The organism is Comamonas faecalis, from assembly GCF_039538025.1.
GTDB classification, from domain to species: domain Bacteria; phylum Pseudomonadota; class Gammaproteobacteria; order Burkholderiales; family Burkholderiaceae_C; genus Comamonas_C; species Comamonas_C faecalis.
Map to the genome: position 1 here is coordinate 16,833 of NZ_BAABBP010000029.1, position 22,975 is coordinate 39,807.

Below are 22,975 nucleotides of genomic sequence, written 5' to 3' on the forward strand. Positions count from 1 at the left end.
CAAAAAACGAACGCGCGTGCTACAAAAGCAGCTGATCAGAGGAGACACTGCATGGATCTAGCCTTCACCCCCGAAGAACAAGCCTTCCGTGAGGAAGTCCGCGCCTGGGTGCGCGCCAACTTGCCGGCCGAGCTGGCGCACAAGGTGCACAACGCGCTGCGCCTGACGCGTGACGACATCCAGGGCTGGGCCAAGGTGCTGGGCAAGAAGGGCTGGCTGGTCGCCGGCTGGCCCAGGGAGTTTGGCGGCCCGGGCTGGACCGCGGTGCAAAAGCATTTGTTCGAGGAAGAATGCGCTCTGGCCGGCGCGCCGCGCATCATGCCGTTTGGGCCGGTGATGGTGGCGCCGGTCATCATGGCCTACGGCACGCCCGAGCAGCAAAAGCGCTTCCTGCCCGGCATCGCCAGCGGCGAGGTGTGGTGGAGCCAGGGCTATTCCGAGCCCGGCTCGGGCTCCGACCTGGCGAGCCTGAAGACCCGCGCCGAACGCGTGGGCGACAAATACATCGTCAACGGCCAGAAGACCTGGACCACGCTGGGCCAGTACGGTGACTGGATGTTCAACCTGGTGCGCACCAGCAACGAAGGCAAACCGCAGACCGGCATCTCCTTCCTGCTGCTGGACATGAAGAGCCCCGGCGTGACAGTGCGCCCGATCAAGCTGCTGGACGGCGAGTGCGAGGTCAACGAGGTGTTCTTCGACAACGTCGAGGTGCCCTTTGATCAGCTGATCGGCCAGGAGAACAAGGGTTGGACCTACGCCAAGCTGCTGCTCAGCCACGAGCGCACCAACATTGCCGACGTGAACCGCAGCAAGCGCGAGCTGGAGCGCCTCAAGCGCATCGCCAAGGCCGAGGGCGTTTGGGACGACATACGCTTTCGCGACCAGATCGCGCTGCTGGAGGTGGACATCGTCGCGCTGGAGATGATGGTGCTGCGCGTGCTCAGCATGGAAAAAAGCGGCAAGAACCCGCTGGACATCGCCGGCCTGCTCAAGATTCGCGGCAGCGAGATCCAGCAGCGCTACAGCGAGCTGATGATGCTGGCCGCCGGCCCCTACGCGCTGCCGCTGCTGCAGGAGGCGATGGATAGCGGCTGGGCCGGCCACTACCCCGGCGGCGTGGTGGCCAATGCGCCGCTGGCGAGCACCTACTTCAACATGCGCAAGACGACGATCTACGGCGGCAGCAACGAAGTGCAGCGCAACATCGTCGCGCAGACGGTGCTCGGCTGACGCCGTTCACCGTCCGCGCTGTGCGCGACAGGACTGCTCCCCCGCGCCCCCTCCGGGAGGGGGCTCTAGCGAGAGCTTCGCTGCATGTAAAAGCGCTACGCGCTCACTGAAAAAACGCATTGAGGAGATTGGCAATGGATTTCAATTTTTCCGACGACCAGGAACAACTGCGCGACGCGGTGCGCCGCTGGGTGGACAAGGGCTACACCTTCGAGCGCCGCCGCACCATCGTTGCCGCCGGCGGCTTTGACCGCGCGGCGTATGGCGAGCTGGCCGAGCTGGGCCTGGCGGCGCTGACCGTGCCCGAGGCGCACGGCGGCATGGGCCAGGGCGCCATCGATGCCATGGTGGTGATGGAAGAGCTCGGCCGCGGCATCGTGCTCGAGCCGCTGGCGCAGACCTACGCTGCCACCGCCGCGCTCGGCCAGTACGCCGGCGCCGACCTGCAGGAGCGCTGGCTGCCGCAAATCGCCAGCGGCGAGGCGCTGGTGGTGCTGGCACAGCAGGAGCGCAAGGCGCGCTACCGCCTCGACGTTTGCGAGGCGAAAGCGGCTCAAACCCAGGCGGGTTATGCGCTGACAGCCATCAAAAGCATTGTTCCCGCCGGCGACCAGGCGGACGCCTTTCTGGTGCCCGCGCAGCTCGGCGGCGCCATCGCGCTGTTCCTCGTCGAGCGCACCGCCAGCGGCGTCGCCACGCAGGGCTACGGCCTGCAGGACGGCAGCCGCGGCGCGGAGCTGACGCTCACCGACGCCCCGGCCGCCCTGGTGACCACCGACGGCCTGGCCGCGCTGGAGCTGGCCGTGGACACCGGCATCGCCGCCGCCTGCGCCTACGCCGTCGGCGTGATGGATCAGACAGTGCGCGTCACCGCCGACTACCTGAACCAGCGCAAGCAGTTCGGCGTGGCCATCGCCAGCTTCCAGGCGCTGCGCCACCGCATGGCCGACATGAAGATGCAGCTCGAACTGGCCCGCTCGATGAGCTACTACGCCAGCCTGAAGCTCGGCGCCCCGGCGGCCGAGCGCCGCCGCGCGCTGGCGCGCGCCAAGGTGCAACTGGGCCAGTCGATGCGCTTCGTCGGCCAGCAGGCGGTGCAGCTGTCGGGCGGCATCGGCGTGACCGACGAGTACATCGTCAGCCACTACTTCAAGACGCTCACGCAGCTGGAGATGACCTGGGGCGACAGCCTGCACCACCTGGGCGAGGTGTCGAGCCACATGCAGGAGACGGCCGGCGTGTTTGCCTGACACGGCGGGCTGTGACACAGCGGTTGCAGGCCACGGTCATGTCGATGTTTCCCGAAAAAAATCAACGACGCCCGTGCACCGCCTGCGGCTCACGCTCCATGGTCTCAAGCAAAAACCGCTCCTGCGGTTTTTCTGACGCGGTTTTGGGAATCTGCGCCAGCACCTGGATGAAGCTCGGCATCATGCCCGCCTCCAACTGCTGGCGGCAGTGAGCAAAGAGCTGCTGCGCATCAAAACTGCTGCCGGGCTTGGGAACGACGGCGGCAACCACCTCTTTCTCGCCCGGCGCCAATTGCTCGCTGGCGACGCCGTAGACGTAGACGTCATCGACCAGGCCGGATTCGGCAATGGCTTTTTCGATGAAGGCGGTGGCGATGAATTCGCCGTTGCGCCGGATGCCGCTGCCCTGGCGGTAGTCGAAGTACAGCCAGCCGTCCGCGTCCTCGTGCACCACGTCGCCCATGTGCAGCCAGCCGCCGGCGCACTTGCGCGCCGAGGCCCCGGGGTTGCCGTAGTACTGCACGACAAACGGTTCGCCGCTGGCGTGGCGAAACCAGAGTTCACCCTGCTGGCCGCGCGCGACGTCGTTGCCGGCCTCATCGACGATGCGGTGCTGCAAGGTGGGCGGGGGCTTGCCGATGCTGCCCACCGGCCCCTGGCCGGGGTAGTTGAAGGTCAGGCCTCCTTCGGCCGCGCCGTAGAACTCCAGGATTTGCACACCAAAGCGTTGCTGGAAGTTCTGCCAGAGGGCCGCCGGCATGCCGGCCGAGACGACGAAGCGCACCGGGTTGTCGGCGTCATCCGCCTTGGGTGGCTCGGCGTAGACCGCCGTCGTCATGCCGCCGAGCAGCGTGAAGCTGGTGGCGCCGTATTTGCGCGTGATGTCCCACAGCCGCGACTTGGTAAAGCGCCGCGAGAGCACGCAGCGCAGGCGGCAGGCCAGCGCCGCGCCCAGCGTCAACAGCTGCGCGTTGGCGTGGGTGAGTGACAGGCCGGAATACAGCACGTCGCCCTCGCGGTAGCCAAACAGGCGCAGCGCCAAGGCGGCCGTCTCGCAATAGCGCCGGTGCGTCATGACGATGCCCTTGGGATCGCCGGTGGTGCCGCTGGTGAAGATCAGCTCCAGCGGGGCGTCGAGGTCGGTGCTCAAGATGGGCAGGTCGGGCACGGCCAGGGGCGCGGCGGCGACCCAGTCGACCACGTCGGCGTAGGCGGTCAGCGGCTGCTCGCCCTCGTCGGTGGCAAAGGCCAGCACCCAGCGCAAGCCGGGCAGGCGCGCGCGCAGCGGCTGCAGATGGGGCAGCGCGTAATCGGCGGCAAAGGCGGCGCTGCACTGGCTGCTGGCCAGCAAGAAGTGCAGCTTGTCGCCCTTGGTGCGCGGGTCTATGGGCACGACGGCCGCGCCCACGATGCCCGCCGCCACCATGGCCTCGACGAACTCGGCGTGGTTGGCCATGAGCAGCGCAATGCGCTCGCCCGGCTGCACGCCCAGCTGCAGCATCAGCTGCGCCATGCGTCGGCCGTTGTCCCACAGCTCGCGGTAGCTGCGCACCTCGTCGGGGCGCTGACCCGCGCCTTCGATGGTCAGCACCGGAAAGTCCGGCAGCTCGGCGGCGCGGTTGGCGATCAGGCCGGGGAAGATGTTGTCTGCGTACTGCGTCATCTGCGTCTCCTTCACATGCCAAGCAGCGTCAGGCAGGCCACGGCCTCTTCCACGCCCGCCAGCCCGCCGCCGTTTTCCGCCAGCGCAATGCGCGCGCCCGCCACCTGGCGCGGCCCGGCCTCGCCGCGCAGCTGCGTCACCAGTTCAAAAACCTGCCCCAGACCGGTCGCGCCAATCGGGTGGCCCTTGCTCTCCAGCCCGCCCGAGGGGTTGATGGGGATGCGCCCGCCGATCGCCGTCTCGCCGCGCTCGGCCGCCAGCCCACCCTGGCCCATGGGCACCAGGCCCAGCAGCTCGGACTGCAACACCTCGCCGATGGCGGTGGCGTCGTGCACCTCGGCCACGCCCACGTCCTGCGGCGCCACGCCGGCCTGCTCGTACAGGCGCTGGGCAGCTTTACGCACCAAGTGGTTTTCCAGATCGGTGGCGTCGCGCTCGCTGCCGGTTTGCAGCACGCAGCCGAGCACGCGCACGGCGCGGCGCGCCTCACCCGAGAGGCGCTTCAAACCCGCGGCGTTGCAGACGACGGCCGCCGCCGCGCCGTCGCTGACCGGCGAGCACATGGGCAGCGTCAGCGGGTAGCTGATCGGCGGCGCGGCCAGCACCTGCGCGACGCTGAAGGCCTCGCGGAACTGCGCCAGCGGGTTGTGCACCGAATGCGCGTGGTTCTTGGCCGCCACGGCGGCAAACTGGCGCTGCGTACTGCCAAATTCGCGCATGTGCATCCGCCCCATGGCGGCGTAGATGTCCATGAACACGCTGTAGGGGCGGCCCGACTGGCTGCCCTCGGGCGGCATGACGCCCTGGCCCATGGCCAGCAGCCGCGCCTGGCTGGCGGCCGTGTCGTGCACGTCCCAGGCGCCGTCGAAGGCGGCAAACATGCGCGCCTTGTCCTCACTCACCATCTTCTCGGCGCCCACGGCCAGCACGATGTCGCAGCTGCCGGCCTGCACCTGCTGCACCGCCAGGTGCAGCGCGGTGCTGGCGCTGGCACAGGCGTTTTCCACGTTGATGATGGGTATGCCCTGCACGCCCATGGCGCGCAGCGCCAGCTGCCCGCGCACCATGTGCTGGCCTTCCATATGGCCTTGCGTGGCGTTGGCGAAATAGGCCGCCTGCAGCTGATCGAGCGCGCAGCCCGCATCCTGCAGCGCCGCCTGCACGGCCTGGCGCGTCAGGTCTTGCACGCTCAAGGCCAGATGGCGGCCAAACGGCGTCATGCCGACACCGGCAATAAAAATCGGTTCCACAAGCGGCTCCTGCCCTGGGTTTTGAACAAAAAAGGCCGCCAGCGCTTACCAGACAAGCGCCAACAGCTATTAAAAACGCAGCATCAATGCGTTTTCACTTCCCAGGACAGAAAGCCCTCATTGGCCTGCGCGGCCAAGAGCTGGCGTGCGCCCAGGATGCGTGCGCCCGAGCCAAATCCCACCGCCTTGAGCTGCTTGCCCAGCACGCGCTGGGCGGCCTCGGCGGCGAACACGCCGGTTTGCGAATAGGCGCAGCTGCCGCGCAGGATGACGCTGACGGACTGCGTGTTGCCGCGCGCCTGGCAGGACACCAGGGCGCGGTGCACCTCGGGGTTTTCGCGCGGCGGCTCGACCTGGGTGATCTGCTGGCCGATGGCGTTGGTCACCTGCTCCTGCGCGGCGGCGTCCAGGTTGCGGTGATCCTTCTCGAAGTTTTTCAGCACGTCGAGCACGGCCATCATCATGTCCTGGTTGCCCAGCGCGAACAGCACCTGGCAGTTCTTGACGCGAGGGTCGCCGTGGTACCACACCGGCTCGCCCGCGCCGCCCCAGGGCATGCCCTTCAGGATGCGGTGCACGCCGGGCACGGCCACGTCGTAGGCCTGCGCCCAGGGCCACTGCACCAGCTCGCCACCCTTCAGGTAATACATGGGCTTGGTGCACATGCGCAGGAAGGACATGGTCGAGGCCACGCTGATCTGCGAGTCACCGTAGTACATCAGATCCAGGCTGTCGATGCCGGGCGTCTCCAGCGCAATCTCGGCGGCAATCGCGCCTTCGGTCCACATGTAGGAGTTGGCCGGGCACAGCGCCAGCTCCTTCGCCGCAAAGGCAGCGCCGTACTCCTTTTGCAGGTAGAGCATCCAGTCGGTCTCGCCGGTGGTGTCAAAGTAGTGGCAGCCAGCATGGAGCGCCGCCTGCACCACCGGCTCGCCCAGCTGCATGAAGGGGCCGACGACGTTGAGCACCACCTTGCGGCCCTTGAACAGCTCGGCCAGGCTGGCGCGGTTGTGCTCCACGCCCACGCATTGGTAGTCGTGGCCTTCGAGTTCTGGAATCCTGGCCATCTCGGCCTTCAGGCGATCGGCGTTGCGCCCAGCGGCGATGAAAGGAATGCCGCGCTCGGCGAGCTTCCACGCGGCCAGCTTGCCGGTGTAGCCGCTGGCGCCGTACAGAACGACTTGGTATTGCGATGCCATGGTGTGTCTCCTTGGGTTGGTTTAGAGCAGGTCGGGGTTCATCAGGTGGTAGCCGCCCTTGATGGCGAGGATTTCGTTGCAGCCGTCCTCGATCAGCGAGGCACGCGCGTCGCGCATGATTTTTTCGACCGGGTAGTCGCGCGTCAGGCCGTTGCCGCCGTGCATCTGCACCGCCTCGCTGGCCACTTCAAACGCGGTTTGCGTGGCCGTCACCTTGGCCGCCATGGCCGCCTGCAGCGCCATGGCCGGGGCCTGGAAGTTGTAGTGCAGCACCCGGCGCGAGAGCGCGCAGGCCGCCTCGACCTTGCGGAACATGTGAAACAGCCGGTGCGCCACCTGCTGGTGGCGAATGATGGGCACGCCGCCGGCCTTGCGCTCATGCGCGTAGGCCAGCGCCAGGTCGTAGGCCGAACGCGCGCAGCCGGTGAAGATGGCCGACATCAACCCGTTGGCCAGGGTGTGCACCAGATAGGTGGCCTGCTGGTACTGCTCCGGCCCGGCGAGCAAATGGGCCTTCGGCAAGCGCACGTTGTCAAAGTAAATCTCGCCCTGGTTGAGCGCGCGCTGGCCCAGCTTGTCCAGCGGCTTGCCGCGCGTGATGCCGCGCGTGTCCATCGGGACGATGACCACGGCGCCGTGCTTCGTGTCCGGCCCGCTGCCCGTGTCGCAGGCGGCGTAGAGGATGCCGACCTGGCCTATGGTGCCGTTCGATACCCAGGCCGACTTCTGGCCGGTGATCACCAGCTCGTCGCCCTCGATCTTCACCACACAGTTTGGCCGGCCGTATTCGCCCTGGGGGTGAAAAATCATGCGCGCCGGATCCAGCGTGTCGCTGCCGTGATCCGGTTCGGTGATCATCCAGCAGCCCAGCTTGGCATCCTGCGCAATGCTGCGGCAAAAGCCGTTGCCCAAAATCGCGCTGACCATGGCCGGGATCAGCCCGGCGCCGATCGAAATCGCCAGGCCGGCGTCGCCCCAGCCCAGCTCCTCGAACAAGATCGCCATGGTGCGGGCGCGCTCCGCCGGCTCCAGCGCCAGCAAATCGTCCACGCCAAAGCCCAGCGCGGCAAACTGGCCGTACATGGCCCACAGCGGCGAATCGGGCGCGATCACCGCCTCGGGCGCCATGCTGTCAAGCTGGCGGCCCAACGGGCGCAGCACCTCGCTGGCAAAGCGGCGCACCGTCGCCTGGATGGCGGCGGGCGTGTCGGCGAAATCGGGCTCGGCGCCCAAGGGGGTCAAGGCTACGTAGGCCATGGGTGTGTCTCCTGGTTGGCAAAATCGATGGGGCCACTGTAGGAACCGCCCTGCCCGGCGCCCATCCCCCAGCGTCGGCGACGACGGGGGCGCGGCGGGGGATGGCCCGGGGGATGCCATGGGGGATGGGGCAAGCCCCCTGCCCCGCACCGGCGGGGGGGCCTAGACTCGGTGCCCATGTCCGCCTGTGCCCCCGCCCCCTTCTTGCGCACCAAGATCCGCGTGCTGCGTCCGCCGCACGGCAGCATCGACCGGCCCCGGCTCGACGCGCTGCGCGAGCAGCTGCTGCAGCTGCCGCTGATGACGCTCAGCGCACCCGGCGGCTTCGGCAAGAGCACGCTGGCCGCCAGCTGGGTCGCGCACTGGCAGGCGCAGGGCCTGCACTGCACCTGGCTGACGCTCTCGCAGGACGAGGACGAGCCGACGCGTTTCGTGCACGCGCTGGCGCAGGCGCTGCAGCGCCTGGGGCAGAACGTCGGCCAGGCGGCGCTGGCGCTGCTGCAAGGCCGCGCGCTGGCCGCGCCGCGCGCCGTGCTGGCGCTGCTGCTCAACGACCTGGAGGACTTCGACGGCCAGGCCATCGTCGTGCTCGACGACTACCAATGGATAGAGGACAGCGCCATCCACGACGCGCTGGCCTTCTTCATCGCCCACGCGCCACCGCAGCTGCACGTGCTCATCACCTCGCGCGTCACGCCCGCGCTGCCGCTGGCGCGCCTGCGCGCGCACGGCCTGTGGCACGACGTGGACGCGGCGCAGCTGCGCTTTGACCTCGACGAGGCCACGCGCCTGCTGCACGACGGCAGCGGCCCGGCGCGCCACAGCAGCTCGCAAATCAGCGCACTGCACGCCAGCACCGAGGGCTGGGCCGCCGCGCTGCGCCTGGCGGCGCTGGGCCCGCCGCCGCAGGCCGCGCCTCTGTCAACGCCAGCGGCGCCAGCGCGGGCACTGCCTGCGCAGCACGGCGGCGCCGCCCTCTTCGCCACCTTGTTCGAGGACTTGCTGCAGCGCCTGCCGGGCGAGACCGTGCGCTTCATGGCGCAGACCGCCGTGCTCGAACGCCTGTCGCCCGCGCTGTGCGACGCCGTCGGCGAACGCGCGGACAGCGCCGCGCAGATGCAGCAGCTGCAGCAGCACCACCTGCTGATCGCGCCGATGGACAGCGAGGGCCGCTGGCTGCGCATCCACCAGCTGCTACGCGAGCATTTGCTGGCGCAGGTGCTCGCCCGCCTGGGGCTGGACGCGGCGCAGCTGCACCGGCGCGCCGCACAGTGGTTTGCGCAACAAGGCGCCTGGAGCGACGCCGTGCGCCACGCGCTGCAGGCGGGCGACCAGGCCCAGGCCGCCCAGTGGCTGGCGCACTGCGGCATGGCGCTGGTGCAGACCGGCGACCTGCTGACGCTGCTCTCCTGGCGCCGCCAGCTTCCGCCCGCGCTGCTGGCCGGCCAGCCGCGCGTGCAGCTGGCCATTGCCTGGGGCCTGGCGCTGGCCACGCGCTTTGCCGAGGCCGAGCCGCTGCTCGCCGAGATCGAGCAGGCCGCACACGCGCGCCTGGCCGGCCAGGCGCTGGCGGACACGCTGGCCGAATGCCTGGCGATCCGCGCCGTCAACGTCGCGCTGCAAGACGACTCGCTCGCCGCCGGCGAACTGGCGCGCCAATGGCAAAGCGCGCCGCGCAACGCCGACGCCTTCACGCACAACGCCGTCGGCAACGTGCTGCGCTACGTGCACTGGAAGGCAGGCGACCTGGTGCAGGCCTACGAGCAACCCTGGCAGGCGACGACTGCCGAGGAAGACCGGCACAACGCCTTCTCCACCGTCTACCGCCACACCATCCTGGGCGGCATTGAGCTGGAAAAAGCCTGCCTGGACCTGGCCGAGCGCCACGCGCGCGAAGCGCTGCGCTGCGCGCACCAGTACGGCGGCGCGCTGTCCGTCTCGGCGGCACTGGCCGCGCCGCTCCTGGCGCAGCTGCACTACCAGCGCGGCGACTGGCGCGAGGCGCAGGCGCTCCTGGCGCCGCTGCAGCCGCTGATCGACAACACCGCAATGCACGAAAGCGCCCTGCTGGCCTACCAGGTGCTGGTGCGCACCGCGCAGTTGCAGGGCCTGCCAGTGCTGGCCTACGAGCAGCTCGAACGCGGCGAGGCCATGGGCTACAACCGTGGCTGGGACCGGCTGGTGGCCGCCATGCTGCACGAGCGCGTGCGCCTGTTGATCGGCGAAGGGCGGCTGGACGAGGCCAACGCCACCTGCATCCGGCTCACGCGCCTGGCTGCCCACGCTGACGCCCTGCCGCGCTGCGCGCGCTCTGCGCTGTGCCTGCTGCGCGACAACGCGCTGGCGCGTCTGGCCCTGGCCCAGCAGCGGATCGGCGAGGCGTGTAGCGCCTTGGCCGGGCAACTGGCCCAAGCCCAAGCGCACGGACAGATACTGCACGCTCTGCAGCTGGGCACCTGCCTGGCGCTGGCGCACATGGCCGCAGACCAGCAAGACGCCTGCTTCGCCCAGCTATGCAGCACGCTGCAAGGCGCACAAAGCGCTGGCGCGCCCCGCTGCATCCTCGATGAAGGACCCGAACTGCAGGGTTTGCTGGCGCGCTTTAGCGCCACACGTCAGTGCGACGGCGAACTACCCGCCTTCGTCGCAAACCTGCTGGAACGCAGCCAGCAGCACGCCGGTACCCGCACCGCCCTCACTGCTGCAGGCGGCCTGACCGAACGCGAACAGCACGTACTGCAGCAGGTGGCGCAGGGCCGCTCAAACAAAGAAATCGCCCGCGCCATGGCCATCTCGGCCGAAACCGTCAAAACCCACCTGAAGAAGATTTTTGAAAAACTCAAGGTGCAGCAACGCGCCCAGGCCGTTGCGTTGGGCCGCACCCTGGGGTATTTGTAACCTCAGCAAACGCCGGCGTGTTTGCTCAATACGACGAGCTGCGACGCCGTCACACCCTGACGCCGCACCAGCAGGCCGCGCTTCATTTGCCGCTACGCAGCGGCCGGCATAACGGGCACAGCGGCGCTTAACTGAGCAGCCGCGACGACCGGGGCACGTGCGCCATCAGGAATTGCATCTGGTCGGCCAGGATGCGGCGATTCCTCAGGATGAAGTCTTCCCACAGGCTAGGCACGTAGGGTGTGTACAGCAGCGGCATGTGCGCCTGCTCGGGCGTGCGCGGGCCCTTGCGGTGGTTGCAGGCGCGACAGGCGGTCACGACGTTCATCCAGTGGTTCACGCCCTGGCGCGCCACCGGCACGATGTGCTCGCGCGTCAGCACATCGTCGTGGAAATGCCCGCCGCAGTAGGCGCAGATGTTGCGGTCGCGCGCAAAAAGCTTGTCGTTGGTGAGGCTGGGCGTCTGGCCGAACGGGTCGATGTGGGGCACGCCGCGCGTGCTGATGATGCTGCTGACCGCAATCTGCGACTGCACGCCGGTGCGCGCGTTGTGGCCGCCGCGAAACAGCGCCACCTGCGCGCCCAGCTCCCAGCGCACCGCGCCCGCGGCGTAGTACACGACCGCGTGCTCCAGCGAAATCCACGACTGCGGCACGCCCTGTGCCGACAGCTTCAAGACCTTCACGGCGACTCCCTTGCCCCCGAGGGCGACAATTGAACCGGTTCACACGCTGCAACGTGCGCCCCCCAGGGAACGCCGGCAGCACCAGCCAATATACTCCCAACGCTTACAACCGGCAGCAACCGCATTGCAGCCTGGTACCGAGTGTTAGTGCAGTGTTCGATGCTTGATGCGACAAATAAAACCGATGGATTTTTGGTCTGGGCAAGGCGTAAACCGCAACGATAGCCGTCGCTATCGCGAGAATTTGCAACGCCGCCCAGGCCGAAAAGACGCGGTTTTATGTCGCAGATAGCGTCGAACACTGCACTAGCAAAACCAAAGCATTCCCATGAAAATCTTCCGTGGCTTCCAGCGCCCCCAGCTGGCCAGCGCCTGTGCGCTGACCATTGGCAACTTTGACGGCGTGCACCGCGGCCACCAGGCCATGCTGGCGCTGCTGGGCAACGAGGCGCGCCAGCGCGGCATTGCCAGCTGCGCGCTGACCTTCGAGCCGCACCCGCGCGACTACTTTGCCCAGGCGCACCGCAAGCCCGAGCTGGCGCCCGCGCGCATCGGCACGCTGCGCGACAAGCTGCTGGAGCTCGAGCGCTGCGGTATCGACCAGGTGGTGGTTCAGCCCTTCAACGCAGCATTCGCCGCGCTGTCGGCGCAGGACTTCATCGACCAGGTGATCGTGCGCGGCCTGGGTGCGCGCTACGTGCTGGTGGGCGACGACTTTCGCTTTGGCAGCCAGCGCCAGGGCGACTACGCGCTGCTGGACACCTGCGGCCAGCGGCAGGGCTTCGACGTGGCGCGCATGATGAGCTACGAGGTGCACGGCCTGCGCGTATCGAGCACCGAGGTGCGCGCGGCGCTGGCCGAAGGCCGCATGCAGGACGCCGAGCGCCTGCTGGGCCGCCCCTACGCGATCAGCGGCCACGTGGTGCACGGGCGCAAGCTGGGACGCAGCCTGGCCGAGTCGCGCCGGGGCCTGGGCGACGGCTTTCGCACGCTCAACCTGCGCTTCACCCACTGGAAGCCGGCGGCCAGCGGCATTTTTGCGGTGCTGGTGCACGGCCTGAGCGACGCACCGCTGCCCGGCGTGGCCAACCTGGGCGTGCGCCCATCGCTGGATCCGCGCGACGTGAACGGCGGGCGCGTGCTGCTGGAGACGCACTGCCTGCAGTGGCCCGCCCACCTGGGCGCCGAGGGGGGCTACGGTAAAATCATCCGCGTGGAACTGCTGCACAAACTGCACGAAGAGCGCAAATACGACAGCCTCGCGGCGCTCACCCAAGGCATTGCCCGGGACTGCGAAGACGCCCGCGCGTACTTTGCCGCGCTGCCCAGCCACACCGACATCCGCCGCCAGACCACGCGCGACCGAATTTGACGGGGCGCGCCAGCCCCTGCCTCCCGCACACCCGATGCCCCCTGCAGGCAAGCCGCCTGCACGTTCCTGTTTTGAAGGTAATCCATGTCTGAGACCCAAGCCGCCGGCGGCAAGCGCAAGCCAGCCGACAACCCCTACCGCGCCACGCTGAACATGCCCGACACGCCGTTCCCGATGCGCGGCGACCTGCCCAGGCGCGAGCCCGCCTGGGTCAAGGAATGGGACGAGCAAGGTGTGTACAAACAGCTGCGCGATGCGCGCCGGGGTGCGCCCAAATTCATCCTGCACGACGGCCCGCCGTATGCCAACGGCCAGATCCACATCGGCCATGCGATGAACAAGATCCTCAAGGACATGATCGTCAAAAGCCGCCAGCTCGAAGGCTTTGACGCGCTCTACACCCCCGGCTGGGACTGCCACGGCCTGCCGATCGAGAACGCCATCGAGAAGCTGCACGGACGCAACCTGCCACGCGACGAGATGCAGGCGCGCGGCCGGGCGTTTGCCTCCGAGCAGATCGCGCAGCAGATGGAGGACTTCAAGCGCCTGGGCGTGCTCGGTGAATGGGACAACCCGTACAAGACCATGAACTACGCGAGCGAAGCGGGCGAGTTGCGCGCGCTCAAGAAAGTCATGGAGCGCGGCTTTGTCTACCGCGGCCTCAAACCCGTGTACTGGTGCTTCGATTGCGCCAGCTCGCTTGCCGAGTTCGAGATCGAGTACCAGGACAAGCAGAGCCAGACGCTGGACGTGATGTTCCCCGCGGCCGACCCGGCCCGGCTGGCCGAGGCCTTTGGCCTCAAGCAGCTCGACAAGCCGGCGTTCGCAGTGATCTGGACGACGACCGCCTGGACGATTCCGGCCAACCAGGCGCTCAACGTCAATCCCGAGCTGGAATACAGCCTGGTCGACACCGACCGCGGCCTGCTCGTCCTGGCCAGCGCGCTGGTCGACAAATGCCTGGAGCGCTGGGGCATTGCCGGCAAAGTGGTCGCCACCACCGTCGGGCAAAAGCTCGACCACATGCCCTTCAAGCACCCGCTCAGCGCTGCCGATGCGGGCTATGACCGCATCTCGCCGGTCTACGTGGCCGACTACGCCACCGCCGAGGACGGCACCGGCATCGTGCACTCCTCGCCCGCCTATGGCGTGGACGACTTCAACAGCTGCGTGGCCAACGGCCTGAAGTACGAAGACATCCTCAACCCGGTGCAAGGCAACGGCCAGTACGCGGCGGACTTTCCGCTGTTTGGCGGCCAGCCCATCTGGAAGGCGGTGCCCGTCATCATCGACGCGCTGAAGGTCGCCGGCCGCCTGATGGGCACGGCCGGCATCACACACAGCTACCCGCACTGCTGGCGCCACAAGAGCCCGGTGATCTACCGCGCCGCCGCGCAGTGGTTCATCCGCATGGACGAGGGCGAGGGCGTGTTTACCGACCCGGCGCAAAAGCCGGCCAAGACGCTGCGCCAGATTGCGCTCGAAGCCATCGAGCACACCCACTTCTACCCCGAGAACGGCCAGGCGCGCCTGCGCGACATGATTGCCGGGCGCCCGGACTGGTGCATCTCGCGCCAGCGCAGCTGGGGCGTGCCCCTGCCCTTCTTCCTGCACCAGGACTCGGGCGAGCTGCACCCGCGCACCATGGAGATCATCGACCAGGCGGCCGCCATCGTGGAGGCGGGCGGCATCGAGGCCTGGAGCCGCGTGACGACGGAAGAAATCCTGGGCTCCGAGGACGCCAAGGCCTACACCAAGAGCACCGACATCCTTGAGGTCTGGTTCGACTCGGGCTCGACCTTCTGGCATGTGCTGCGCGGCACCCACGCCGGCATGCACCACGACGAGGGCCCCGAGGCCGACCTGTACCTGGAGGGGCACGACCAGCACCGCGGGTGGTTCCACAGCTCGCTGCTGCTGGCCAGCGCCATCTACGGGCGCGCGCCCTACCGCGGGCTGCTCACCCACGGCTTCACCGTCGACGGCCAGGGCAAGAAGATGAGCAAGTCGCTGGGCAACACCGTCTCGCCGCAGCAGGTCAGCGGGAAGATGGGCGCCGAGATCATCCGCCTGTGGTGCGCGTCCACCGACTACTCTGGCGACCTGGGCATCGACGACAAGATCCTGGCGCGCGTTGTCGACGCCTACCGCCGTATCCGCAACACGCTGCGCTTTCTGCTGGCCAACACCAGCGACTTCGATCCGGCGCAGGACGCCGTCGCCCATCAGGATCTGCTGGAGATCGACCGCTGGGCACTGGCGCGTGCCGCGCAGTTCCAGGCCGAGGTGCTGGCGCACTACAAGGTCTACGAATTCCACCCGGTGGTCTCCAAGCTGCAGCTGTTCTGCTCGGAAGACCTGGGCGGCTTCTATCTGGACATCCTGAAGGACCGCCTGTACACCAGCGCCGCCAAGAGCCTGGCGCGGCGCAGCGCCCAGACCGCGCTGCACCAGATCACGCACGCCATGCTGCGCTGGATGGCGCCGTTTCTGTCGTTCACGGCCGAAGAGGCGTGGAAGGTGTTCGGCAGCTCGCCCAGCATCTTCCTGGAGACCTACCAGACGCTGCCCGCGGGAGACGACGCGCTGCTGGCCAAGTGGGAGCGCCTGCGCGCCATCCGCGACGTGGTGAACAAGGAGATCGAGCACCGGCGCGAGGCGGGCGATGTCGGGGCGTCGCTGCAGGCCGAGGTCCGGCTGGCCGCCCAACCCGAAGACCTGGCGCTGCTGCAGTCGCTGGGCGACGACCTGAAGTTCGTCCTCATCACCAGCGCCGCCAGCGTCCACGCCGGCGATGCGCTGGCTGTCGACGTGCAGGCCAGCGAGCACGCCAAGTGCGAGCGCTGCTGGCACTGGCGCGCCGACGTGGGCGCCAACCCGGCCCACCCCACGCTGTGCGGGCGCTGCGACAGCAATCTGCACGGCGCGGGCGAAACCCGGGCGTACGCCTGAGCATGGCCGCGCGCGATGACGCGGCCGCCAGCGCGCGGCTGTGGCCCTGGCTGGCCTGGGCCGGCGTGCTGGCGCTGCTCGACCAGTGGAGCAAGGCGCTGATCCTGCAGCACTACGCCTGGGGCGACGCAACGCCGGTCACCGGCTTCTTCAACATCGTGCGCGCGCACAACACGGGCGCCGCGTTCTCGCTGCTGGCCGATGCCGGTGGCTGGCAGCGCTGGCTGTTCACCGCGCTGGGCGTGGCGGCGGCGGGCTTCATCGTCTGGCAGCTGCGCCAGCACCCGGGCCAGCGGCTGTTCGCGTTCTCGCTGGCCAGCATCCTGGGCGGCGCCGTGGGCAACGTCGTCGACCGGCTGCAGCACGGCTACGTCGTCGACTTCCTGGACTTTCACTGGCCGTGGCTGGCCGGCCTGTTCTACCGCGGGCACTTTCCCGCGTTCAACCTGGCAGACGTGGCGATCAGCGTCGGCGCAGCCTGCCTGGTGCTCGACGAGCTGCTGCGCCTGCGGCGCAAGAACCCGGCCTGAATCCACCCGCCACCGCAGCGCGGCGGGCGGCTGGCGGGCGTCACGCCTGCGGCGCGTAGCCGACCAGGGCGCTTGCCGCCGCCTGCAACGCCAGCTCCGGCGCGGCGGACGACCGCCGATTCACTGCCGCACCCTGCTCCAGCCGGAAGCTGGCGGCCAGCTCGGCCAGCTGGCGCGCCTGCTCCTGCAGCGCGCTGGACGCGGCCGAGGTCTGCTCGACCAGCGCGGCGTTTTGCTGCGTCACGCCATCGAGGTGCGACACCGCCTGGTTGATCTGCGACAAGCCCATCGACTGCTCGCGGCTGGCGCTGGCGATCTCGTCGACGATGCCTGCCACGTTCTGGATGCCGCTGACGATCTCCTGCATCGTCGCGCCGGCCTGCGCCACCTGCTGCGTGCCCACGTCTACCTTGCCCACCGAATCGGTGATCAAGTCCTTGACCTCGCGCGCCGCCTGGGCGCTGCGCTGCGCCAGCGCCCGCACCTCGCCGGCCACCACCGCAAAGCCGCGGCCCTGCTCGCCGGCGCGCGCCGCCTCAACCGCCGCGTTCAGCGCCAGGATGTTGGTCTGGAAGGCAATGCCGTCGATCACGCCAATGATGTCGACGATCTTGCGCGAGCTGGTGTTGATCGCCTCCATCGTGTCGACCACCTGCCCCACGACCTGGCCGCCACGCTGCGCCACACCTGTGGCGGCGCTGGCCAGCTGGTTGGCCTGCAGCGCGCTGTCGGCATTGTTCTGCACCGTGCCCGACAGCTGCTCGGTGGCCGACGCGGTCTGCTCCAGCGCACTGGCCTGCTGCTCGGTGCGCGAGGACAGATCCTGCGTACCCGCCGCCACCTGGGTCGACGCGCCGGCAATCGCCTGCGCGCCGTCGCGCACCTGGCCGATCGTGCGGCTGAGGTTGCTACGCATTGCCTCCATCTGCTGCAGCATCCGGGCAATCTCGTCGCTGCCGCTCGCGGTGATCGGCTGGGTCAGGTCGCTGGCGGCAATCGCCGCGGCTGCGCGGTTGGCGCGCGCGAACCCGCGCACCAGCCGCGCCAGCAGCGCCAGCGCCAGCAGCGACGCGGGAAGGCCCAGCAGCACGATGGCGCCGGCAAACCACCACAAGCCCTGGCGGTAGCGCTGCTCGGCCGCCTGGTAGGCCGCGTCGGCACGCGCCACCTGGTAGGCCCGGAACCGCTGCGACGCCTGCACCAGCGCATTGCCCTCGAACTGCCCGGCGGCCAGAAAGCCGGCCATCACCTGGTCGTCATAGTTACCCGCCTGCAGCGCCTGCACCGCCTTGTCCAGCTGCGCCACCCAGGCCTGGCGCGCCTGCTGCATGCCGCGCGCCAAGGCCTTCTCCTCGTCGCCCAGCGCCTGCTCTGACAGCGCTTGCATCTCCTGCGACACCTGGGCGCGATTGGCCGCCACCGCGTCCAGGTGCTCCTGCACCGGGTGATCGTGCAGCCCTGCCAGCGCACCGTCCGGCGCATGCTGGAAGGCCAGCAGCACCTGCAGGCGGTTGTGCACCGTCAGATCGGCCGCGTCGCCGGCCTTGAGCGCCAGCACCATGGCGTGGCCGTGCACCTCCTGCAGACTGTTTCGCGCCATATACAAGCCCCAGAAGCCGACCCCGATGACCACGGCGCCCGACAGCCAGCAGCCGAGCAACACCATCAGATAGCGGTGGGTGATGCGCAGGTTGTTCCACATCGTTTCAGTACCAATAGAAAAAAATTAAACAAATACTGACAATTGTGGCCGATTTTGCCAGTCACTTCGGGCAAGCCGCAGGCCATGGCTCGGGCATTGCGGTGCATGCTGCAGGCGGAGCAAGTCCATGGGGAGAAAGGCCCAAGGCGCGCGCCTTGCCCTTGCAACGTCAACGCAAGTCCCTGTTTGGGGTTATGGTGTAAGGTTTTTCCGCGACTCGTCGTCGCACCCCGTGTCCACCGCCCGGTTTTATGAAGCATTTGTTGAACTTGTTGGCCGCCGTCGCCCTGCTGATCTGGGGCACCCAGCTGGTACGCACGGGCGTGCTGCGGGTGTTTGGCGCCAACCTGCGCACGATACTTGCCAAGAGCCTGGGCAACCGCTTCACCGCCGCGCTGGCGGGCATCGGCGTGACCGCGCTGGTGCAGTCGAGCACCGCCACCTCGCTGATGACCGCCTCCTTCGTCGGCCAGGGGCTGATCACGCTGCCGGCGGCGCTGGCGGTGATGCGCGGCGCCGACATCGGCACCGCGCTGATGGCGCTGCTGTTCTCGCAAGACCTGTCATGGCTGTCACCGGTGTTCATCTTCGTGGGCGTGGTGCTGTACGTGTCGAGCAAGGCCACCACTGCCGGGCGCGTGGGGCAGGTCTTCATTGGCCTGGGGCTGATGCTGCTGGCGCTGGAGCGCGTGGTGCAGGCCACCGAGCCGATGATGGCCTCGCCCATCACCCACCTGATTCTGGAGACCATGGCCAGCGACCTGACCGCCGAGATCATCGTCGGCGCGATCCTGGCCATCGTCTCCTACTCCAGCCTGGCCGTCGTGCTCCTGATCGCCGCGATGGCCGACACCCAGGTCGTCCCACTGGGCATGGCCCTCGGGATGGTGCTGGGCGCCAACCTGGGCAACGGCCTGGCGGCGGTGCTGACCATGGCCAAGTCCAGCGTCGAGGTGCGCCAGGTGACCATTGGCAACATGTTCTTCAAGATCATGGGCGTGGCGCTGATGGCGCCCTTCATCGGCACGTGGATCCGCTACGTCGAGCCGCTCCTGCCGGGCACGGCGCACAGCGTGGTGCTGTTTCACCTGGCCTACAACATCATCATCAGCGTCGGCTTCATCGGGCTGACACAGTGGGTGGCGCAGCTGATCAGCCGCGTGCTGCCCAAGCCCGCGCCCGCGCCGGGCGACCGCCCGCACCACCTCGACCCCTCGGCGCTGGGCACGCCGTCGCTGGCGATCTCGTTTGCGGTGCGCGAGGCGCTGTACCAGGCCGACGTGGTCGAGACCATGCTGGTGGGCGTGATGCACGTGATCCGCGACAACGACGAGGCCCAGGCCGAGCGCCTGCGCAAGATGGACGACGAGGTCGACACGCTGTATTCGTCGATCAAGTACTACCTGACCAAGGTGCCGCGCGACGACCTGGGCGAGAAGGAGAGCCGGCGCTGGACCGACATCCTGAGCTTCACGATCAACATGGAGCAGATTGGCGACATCGTCGAGCGCATCATCCAGGACATCGAGGAGAAGAAGATCCGCCGCGGTTTCAAGTTCTCCGAAGCGGGCCTGCGGGAGATCTCCGAGCTGCACCAGCGCCTGGTCAACAACCTGCGCCTGGGCATGAGCGTATTCCTCAACGGCAACGTGCGCGACGCGCAGCGTCTGCTGGAAGAGAAGGCGCTGTTTCGCAACCTGGAGCGCTCCTACGCCACCAACCACCTGATGCGCCTGTCCGAGCGCACCGTGCAGAGCATGGAGACCAGCTCGCTGCACATCGACCTGATCAGCGACATGAAGCGCATCAACTCGCTGATCTGCTCGATCGCCTACCCCATCCTGGAGCAAGGCGGCGCCCTGCCCACGCCGCGCCCGCGCGACCAGCAAAGCGGTGGGTCACACCTGCAAAGCGATCATCCCTGATTCCATTTCCATATCAACCGATTACTTTGTCGGCTTCGCTTGTCGTGCTACAGCACTGTCTGCGCTTCACCTTCGCGTACTCGATCGATATAGAAATGGAATGAGGCGCAGCAAGCCGCCGGTCACTGCGGCCGGCGCGCATAGCGCTGCGCCAGCACCGCGCAGACCATCAGCTGCATCTGGTGGAACACCATCAGCGGCAGCACCACCATGCCCGCGGCCTGCGAGGCGAACAGCACCTTGGCCATGGGCACGCCGCTCATCAGGCTTTTCTTGGAGCCGCAAAAGACGATGGTGATCTCGTCCTCCTTCGAGAATCCCAGCCGGCGCGCCAGCACCGTGGTGCCGACCAGTGCCGCCGCCAGGATCACCGCGCACACCAGCAGCAGGCCGGCCAGTGAAGACAGCGGCAGCATGGCCCACAGCCCGCCGGCCACCGCGGCGCTGAACGCGGTGTAGACCACCAGCAGCACCGCGCCCTGGTCGACGAACTTGAGCGCCGCGCCGTGGCGCGCCATGAGCGGCGCGCTCCAGCGGCGCGACAGCTGGCCCAGCACGAAGGGCAGCATCAGCTGCGCCATGATGCTGCCGATGCTGCCCCACAGGTCCTGCTGCGCGCTGCCCACGTGCGGCAGCACCAGTTCGACCAGCACCGGCGTGATGAAGATGCCCAGCAGCGTCGACGCCGACGCGCTGCAGATTGCAGCCGCCATGTTGCCGCGCGCCACCGCGGTGAAGGCAATGGCCGACTGCACCGTCGCCGGCAGCGTGCACAGAAACAGCACGCCCATGTACAGCTCGGGCGTGACCAGCGGCGCCAACAGCGGGCGCAGCGCCCAGCCCAGCAGCGGAAACAGCGCAAACGTGCTGGCCACCACCAGCAGGTGCAGCCGCCAGTGCGTCAGCCCCGCGACGATGGCCTGGCGCGACAGTTTTGCGCCGTGCAGAAAGAACAACAGCGCCACCATCGCGACGGTGGCGTATTCGAACAGCGCCGCCGCCACGCCGGTGGCCGGCAGCAGCGAAGCAAGCGTCACCGTGGCGACGAGCAGCAGGGTGAAACGGTCGGGAAGCCAGTGCGGGACAGCCATGGTGGGTCTTGAGAGTGTGTTTACGCTCTGAGAAAAAAAGGGGGGGAGATTGTGCGGCAGCGCAACGCGCCAAGACACCGGCACGGCTGCAGGCTGCATTCACCAGCCGTAAAAATCGACCAGCACGCGCGCCGCTTCGGGCGTGAAGCGCTCGTGGGCCAGCCAGTCCTGCACCTGGTCGTGCACCAGGCAGGCAAAGCCCTGCACCTCGCCGTCGCGGTTGTGCGGCGCCACGCCTTCGGGCACGGCGGCGGCGTACCAGGTGATGCGCTCGATGAGGTAGCCGGCGCCGCCGCCCTCGCCGCAGGGGTGGGCAAAGTCGACCACGCCGCCCATGCGCAGCTGCTGCAGCTGCGCCAGCTGCAGGCCGGCCTCCTCCCAGGTCTCGCGCTCCAGCGCCTGGTCGGGCGACTCGCCCGCGCCCACCATGCCGCCCATCAGCGTGTCCCAACGCCCCGGGTGCGTGGGCTTGGTCTGCGCGCGCTGCTGCAGCCACAGCCGGGCGCCATCGGCGCTGGTGCCCACCAGGTGCACTGCCTCGGTCGCCATGCCCAGCACACGCACCGCGCCACGCTCGACGGTCGCCAGCGCCTGGCCGGCATTGCCGCGCACCGTGATCTGCTCGTCGCGCCAGGGGCCACAGCAACCGGCGCTGCGCAGCGCCTGCGCCAGCGCAGCCAGCGCCTGCGTCGCGCCCTGCAGCGGCAGCACCCAGGCCGAAGCACCTGCGCGCTGCTGCAACGCAAGCGGACAGCGGCCGTCCAGCCGCGCCAGCACGCCGTACCGTTCAAGAAACCCCGCCTGCACCGACCCGACGCGCTCATCGCCCAGCCACAGCGGAACACGCGGCGCAGCGGGTGGGCACTGCGCCTGCGCGCAAATGGCGCGCGCCCACGCGGGTTGTGCGCTCACAGGGTCAGGATGGTGCAGCCCGTGGTCTTGCGCGCCTCCAGGTCGCGGTGCGCCTGCTGCACGTCTTCCAGCGGGTAGCGCTGGGCGACGTGGATCTTGACCTGGCCGCTGGCGACGACCGCAAACAGGTCGTCGGCCATGGCCTGCGTCGCCTCGCGCGAGCGCAGGTGGGTGAACAGCGTCTGGCGCGTGACGTAGAGCGAGCCCTTGGCGCCCAGCACGCCGGGCGAGAATGGCGGCACCGGCCCCGATGCATTGCCAAAGCTTGCCATCAGGCCGAACGGGCGCAGGCAATTCAGCGACCCCTCCCAGGTGTCCTTGCCCACCGAGTCGTAGACCACCTTGACGCCGCGCCCGCCGGTGATGTCCTTGACCGCGGCGACGAAGTCCTGCGTGCGGTAGTTGATCGCGTGCGCCGCGCCATTGGCCAGCGCCAGCGCGCATTTCTCGTCGCTGCCTGCGGTGGCGATCAGCTGCAGGCCCAGCGCCCGCGCCCACTGGCAGGCAATCAGGCCCACGCCACCGGCCGCGGCGTGAAACAGCACGTGGTCGCCCGGCTGCAGGCCTTCGACCGGCAGCGTCTTCTTCAGCAGGTACTGCGCCGTCATGCCCTTGAGCATCATTGCCGCGCCGGTCTCGAAGTCGATCGCATCGGGCAGCTTGCACACGGGCCGCGCGCTCATCACGCGCACCTGGCAGTAGCTGCCCGGCTCGTTGTGCGCATAGGCCACGCGGTCGCCCGGTTTCAGGTGGGTCACGCCGTCGCCGACGGCCTCGACCACGCCCGCGCCCTCGGCGCCCAGCACGGCCGGCAACGGCAGCGGATACAGGCCGCTGCGGTGGTAGCAGTCGATGAAGTTCAGGCCGACGGCGCGGTGGCGGATGCGCACCTGGCCCGGGCCGGGGTCGCCCACCGCGACGTCTGCCAGCTGCAACTGCTCGGGGCCGCCAGTCTGGCGAATCTGTACGACGCGGTTCATTGGGCCACTCTCCTGGTTCGTGTGAAAACGATGATGGTGCCATGGATGGCGCAGCCCTGCCCGCTGCCACAGCCTG

General features: G+C 68.4%; 16 protein-coding genes. 7 read left to right on the forward strand and 9 right to left on the reverse strand.

The window, feature by feature from the left end; translation table 11 throughout:
• The first annotated feature begins 51 nt into the window (after window positions 1-51).
• Window positions 52-1,233 (forward strand): acyl-CoA dehydrogenase family protein, encoded by a 1,182-nt coding sequence (locus ABD767_RS13930; protein ID WP_103045319.1) that lies wholly within the window; start codon window positions 52-54, stop codon window positions 1,231-1,233.
• Window positions 1,234-1,367: 134 nt separating this feature from the next.
• Complete coding sequence (locus ABD767_RS13935) at window positions 1,368-2,483, forward strand: acyl-CoA dehydrogenase family protein (RefSeq protein ID WP_103045320.1); 1,116 nt, start codon at window positions 1,368-1,370, stop codon at window positions 2,481-2,483.
• Window positions 2,484-2,544: 61 nt separating this feature from the next.
• Here ABD767_RS13935 and ABD767_RS13940 read toward each other — a convergent pair whose 3' ends face one another.
• The 4 genes from ABD767_RS13940 to ABD767_RS13955 all read right to left on the reverse strand — a co-directional run bounded on the left by ABD767_RS13940 (window position 2,545) and on the right by ABD767_RS13955 (window position 7,852).
• Window positions 2,545-4,146, reverse strand: a complete 1,602-nt coding sequence (locus ABD767_RS13940; protein WP_103045328.1) for an AMP-binding protein — start codon at window positions 4,144-4,146, stop codon at window positions 2,545-2,547.
• An 11-nt stretch (window positions 4,147-4,157) separates the two neighbouring features.
• The gene (locus ABD767_RS13945; RefSeq protein WP_344869831.1) at window positions 4,158-5,396 is read right to left on the reverse strand and encodes a thiolase family protein; all 1,239 of its coding nucleotides are present in this window, start codon (window positions 5,394-5,396) and stop codon (window positions 4,158-4,160) included.
• A gap of 83 nt (window positions 5,397-5,479) precedes the next feature.
• Window positions 5,480-6,595, reverse strand: coding sequence for a DUF5938 domain-containing protein (locus tag ABD767_RS13950; RefSeq protein ID WP_103045322.1), 1,116 nt, complete (start codon window positions 6,593-6,595; stop codon window positions 5,480-5,482).
• Window positions 6,596-6,616: 21 nt separating this feature from the next.
• Window positions 6,617-7,852 carry an acyl-CoA dehydrogenase family protein gene (locus tag ABD767_RS13955; protein WP_103045323.1) on the reverse strand — a complete coding sequence of 412 codons (1,236 nt, stop codon included), beginning with the start codon at window positions 7,850-7,852 and terminating at the stop codon, window positions 6,617-6,619.
• A gap of 177 nt (window positions 7,853-8,029) precedes the next feature.
• Between ABD767_RS13955 and ABD767_RS13960 the strand changes: the two genes are divergently transcribed.
• Entirely contained in the window at window positions 8,030-10,750 is a 2,721-nt protein-coding gene (locus ABD767_RS13960; RefSeq protein ID WP_146031463.1) for a winged helix-turn-helix domain-containing protein, read from the forward strand.
• A 127-nt stretch (window positions 10,751-10,877) separates the two neighbouring features.
• Here the strand turns inward: ABD767_RS13960 and ABD767_RS13965 are convergent, their stop codons facing one another.
• Window positions 10,878-11,435: an HNH endonuclease gene (locus ABD767_RS13965; protein ID WP_103045325.1), complete on the reverse strand. Its 558-nt coding sequence runs from the start codon at window positions 11,433-11,435 to the stop codon at window positions 10,878-10,880.
• A 328-nt stretch (window positions 11,436-11,763) separates the two neighbouring features.
• Between ABD767_RS13965 and ABD767_RS13970 the strand changes: the two genes are divergently transcribed.
• The 3 genes from ABD767_RS13970 (at window position 11,764) to lspA (ending at window position 16,289) form a co-directional block, all read left to right on the forward strand.
• On the forward strand, window positions 11,764-12,807 hold the full coding sequence (locus ABD767_RS13970; RefSeq protein WP_103046423.1) for a bifunctional riboflavin kinase/FAD synthetase: 1,044 nt from the start codon (window positions 11,764-11,766) through the stop codon (window positions 12,805-12,807).
• An 84-nt stretch (window positions 12,808-12,891) separates the two neighbouring features.
• Window positions 12,892-15,759: an isoleucine--tRNA ligase gene (gene ileS / locus ABD767_RS13975; RefSeq protein ID WP_103046424.1), complete on the forward strand. Its 2,868-nt coding sequence runs from the start codon at window positions 12,892-12,894 to the stop codon at window positions 15,757-15,759.
• Window positions 15,760-15,761: 2 nt separating this feature from the next.
• A complete protein-coding gene (gene lspA / locus ABD767_RS13980) occupies window positions 15,762-16,289 on the forward strand; it encodes a signal peptidase II (RefSeq protein ID WP_103046425.1) in 528 nt (175 codons plus the stop codon).
• Window positions 16,290-16,329: 40 nt separating this feature from the next.
• Here the strand turns inward: lspA and ABD767_RS13985 are convergent, their stop codons facing one another.
• The gene (locus tag ABD767_RS13985) at window positions 16,330-17,991 is read right to left on the reverse strand and encodes a methyl-accepting chemotaxis protein (RefSeq protein WP_103046426.1); all 1,662 of its coding nucleotides are present in this window, start codon (window positions 17,989-17,991) and stop codon (window positions 16,330-16,332) included.
• Window positions 17,992-18,242: 251 nt separating this feature from the next.
• Here ABD767_RS13985 and ABD767_RS13990 point away from each other — a divergent pair, with 251 nt between their 5' ends.
• A complete protein-coding gene (locus ABD767_RS13990; RefSeq protein WP_103046427.1) occupies window positions 18,243-19,916 on the forward strand; it encodes a Na/Pi symporter in 1,674 nt (557 codons plus the stop codon).
• Window positions 19,917-20,038: 122 nt separating this feature from the next.
• Here the strand turns inward: ABD767_RS13990 and ABD767_RS13995 are convergent, their stop codons facing one another.
• The 3 genes from ABD767_RS13995 to ABD767_RS14005 form a co-directional block, all read right to left on the reverse strand.
• Window positions 20,039-21,007 (reverse strand): bile acid:sodium symporter, encoded by a 969-nt coding sequence (locus tag ABD767_RS13995; protein WP_103045551.1) that lies wholly within the window; start codon window positions 21,005-21,007, stop codon window positions 20,039-20,041.
• A 99-nt stretch (window positions 21,008-21,106) separates the two neighbouring features.
• Entirely contained in the window at window positions 21,107-21,919 is an 813-nt protein-coding gene (locus tag ABD767_RS14000) for an NUDIX domain-containing protein (protein WP_103045552.1), read from the reverse strand.
• Window positions 21,916-22,899: an NADPH:quinone reductase gene (locus tag ABD767_RS14005; protein WP_103045553.1), complete on the reverse strand. Its 984-nt coding sequence runs from the start codon at window positions 22,897-22,899 to the stop codon at window positions 21,916-21,918. The genes ABD767_RS14000 and ABD767_RS14005 overlap by 4 nt, the downstream gene beginning before the upstream one ends.
• Between the last annotated feature and the right edge of the window lie 76 nt (window positions 22,900-22,975).

What these genes read in the sequence shown, in the direction of transcription:
- ABD767_RS13930 (WP_103045319.1), top strand. Translation starts at nt 52, where the DNA reads ATGGATCTAGCCTTCACCCCCGAAGAACAAGCCTTCCGTGAGGAAGTC.
- ABD767_RS13935 (WP_103045320.1), top strand. Translation starts at nt 1,368, where the DNA reads ATGGATTTCAATTTTTCCGACGACCAGGAACAACTGCGCGACGCGGTG.
- ABD767_RS13940 (WP_103045328.1), bottom strand. Translation starts at nt 4,146, where the DNA reads ATGACGCAGTACGCAGACAACATCTTCCCCGGCCTGATCGCCAACCGC.
- ABD767_RS13950 (WP_103045322.1), bottom strand. Translation starts at nt 6,595, where the DNA reads ATGGCATCGCAATACCAAGTCGTTCTGTACGGCGCCAGCGGCTACACC.
- ABD767_RS13955 (WP_103045323.1), bottom strand. Translation starts at nt 7,852, where the DNA reads ATGGCCTACGTAGCCTTGACCCCCTTGGGCGCCGAGCCCGATTTCGCC.
- ABD767_RS13960 (WP_146031463.1), top strand. Translation starts at nt 8,030, where the DNA reads ATGTCCGCCTGTGCCCCCGCCCCCTTCTTGCGCACCAAGATCCGCGTG.
- ABD767_RS13970 (WP_103046423.1), top strand. Translation starts at nt 11,764, where the DNA reads ATGAAAATCTTCCGTGGCTTCCAGCGCCCCCAGCTGGCCAGCGCCTGT.
- ileS (WP_103046424.1), top strand. Translation starts at nt 12,892, where the DNA reads ATGTCTGAGACCCAAGCCGCCGGCGGCAAGCGCAAGCCAGCCGACAAC.
- lspA (WP_103046425.1), top strand. Translation starts at nt 15,762, where the DNA reads ATGGCCGCGCGCGATGACGCGGCCGCCAGCGCGCGGCTGTGGCCCTGG.
- ABD767_RS13985 (WP_103046426.1), bottom strand. Translation starts at nt 17,991, where the DNA reads ATGTGGAACAACCTGCGCATCACCCACCGCTATCTGATGGTGTTGCTC.
- ABD767_RS13990 (WP_103046427.1), top strand. Translation starts at nt 18,243, where the DNA reads ATGAAGCATTTGTTGAACTTGTTGGCCGCCGTCGCCCTGCTGATCTGG.
- ABD767_RS13995 (WP_103045551.1), bottom strand. Translation starts at nt 21,007, where the DNA reads ATGGCTGTCCCGCACTGGCTTCCCGACCGTTTCACCCTGCTGCTCGTC.
- ABD767_RS14005 (WP_103045553.1), bottom strand. Translation starts at nt 22,899, where the DNA reads ATGAACCGCGTCGTACAGATTCGCCAGACTGGCGGCCCCGAGCAGTTG.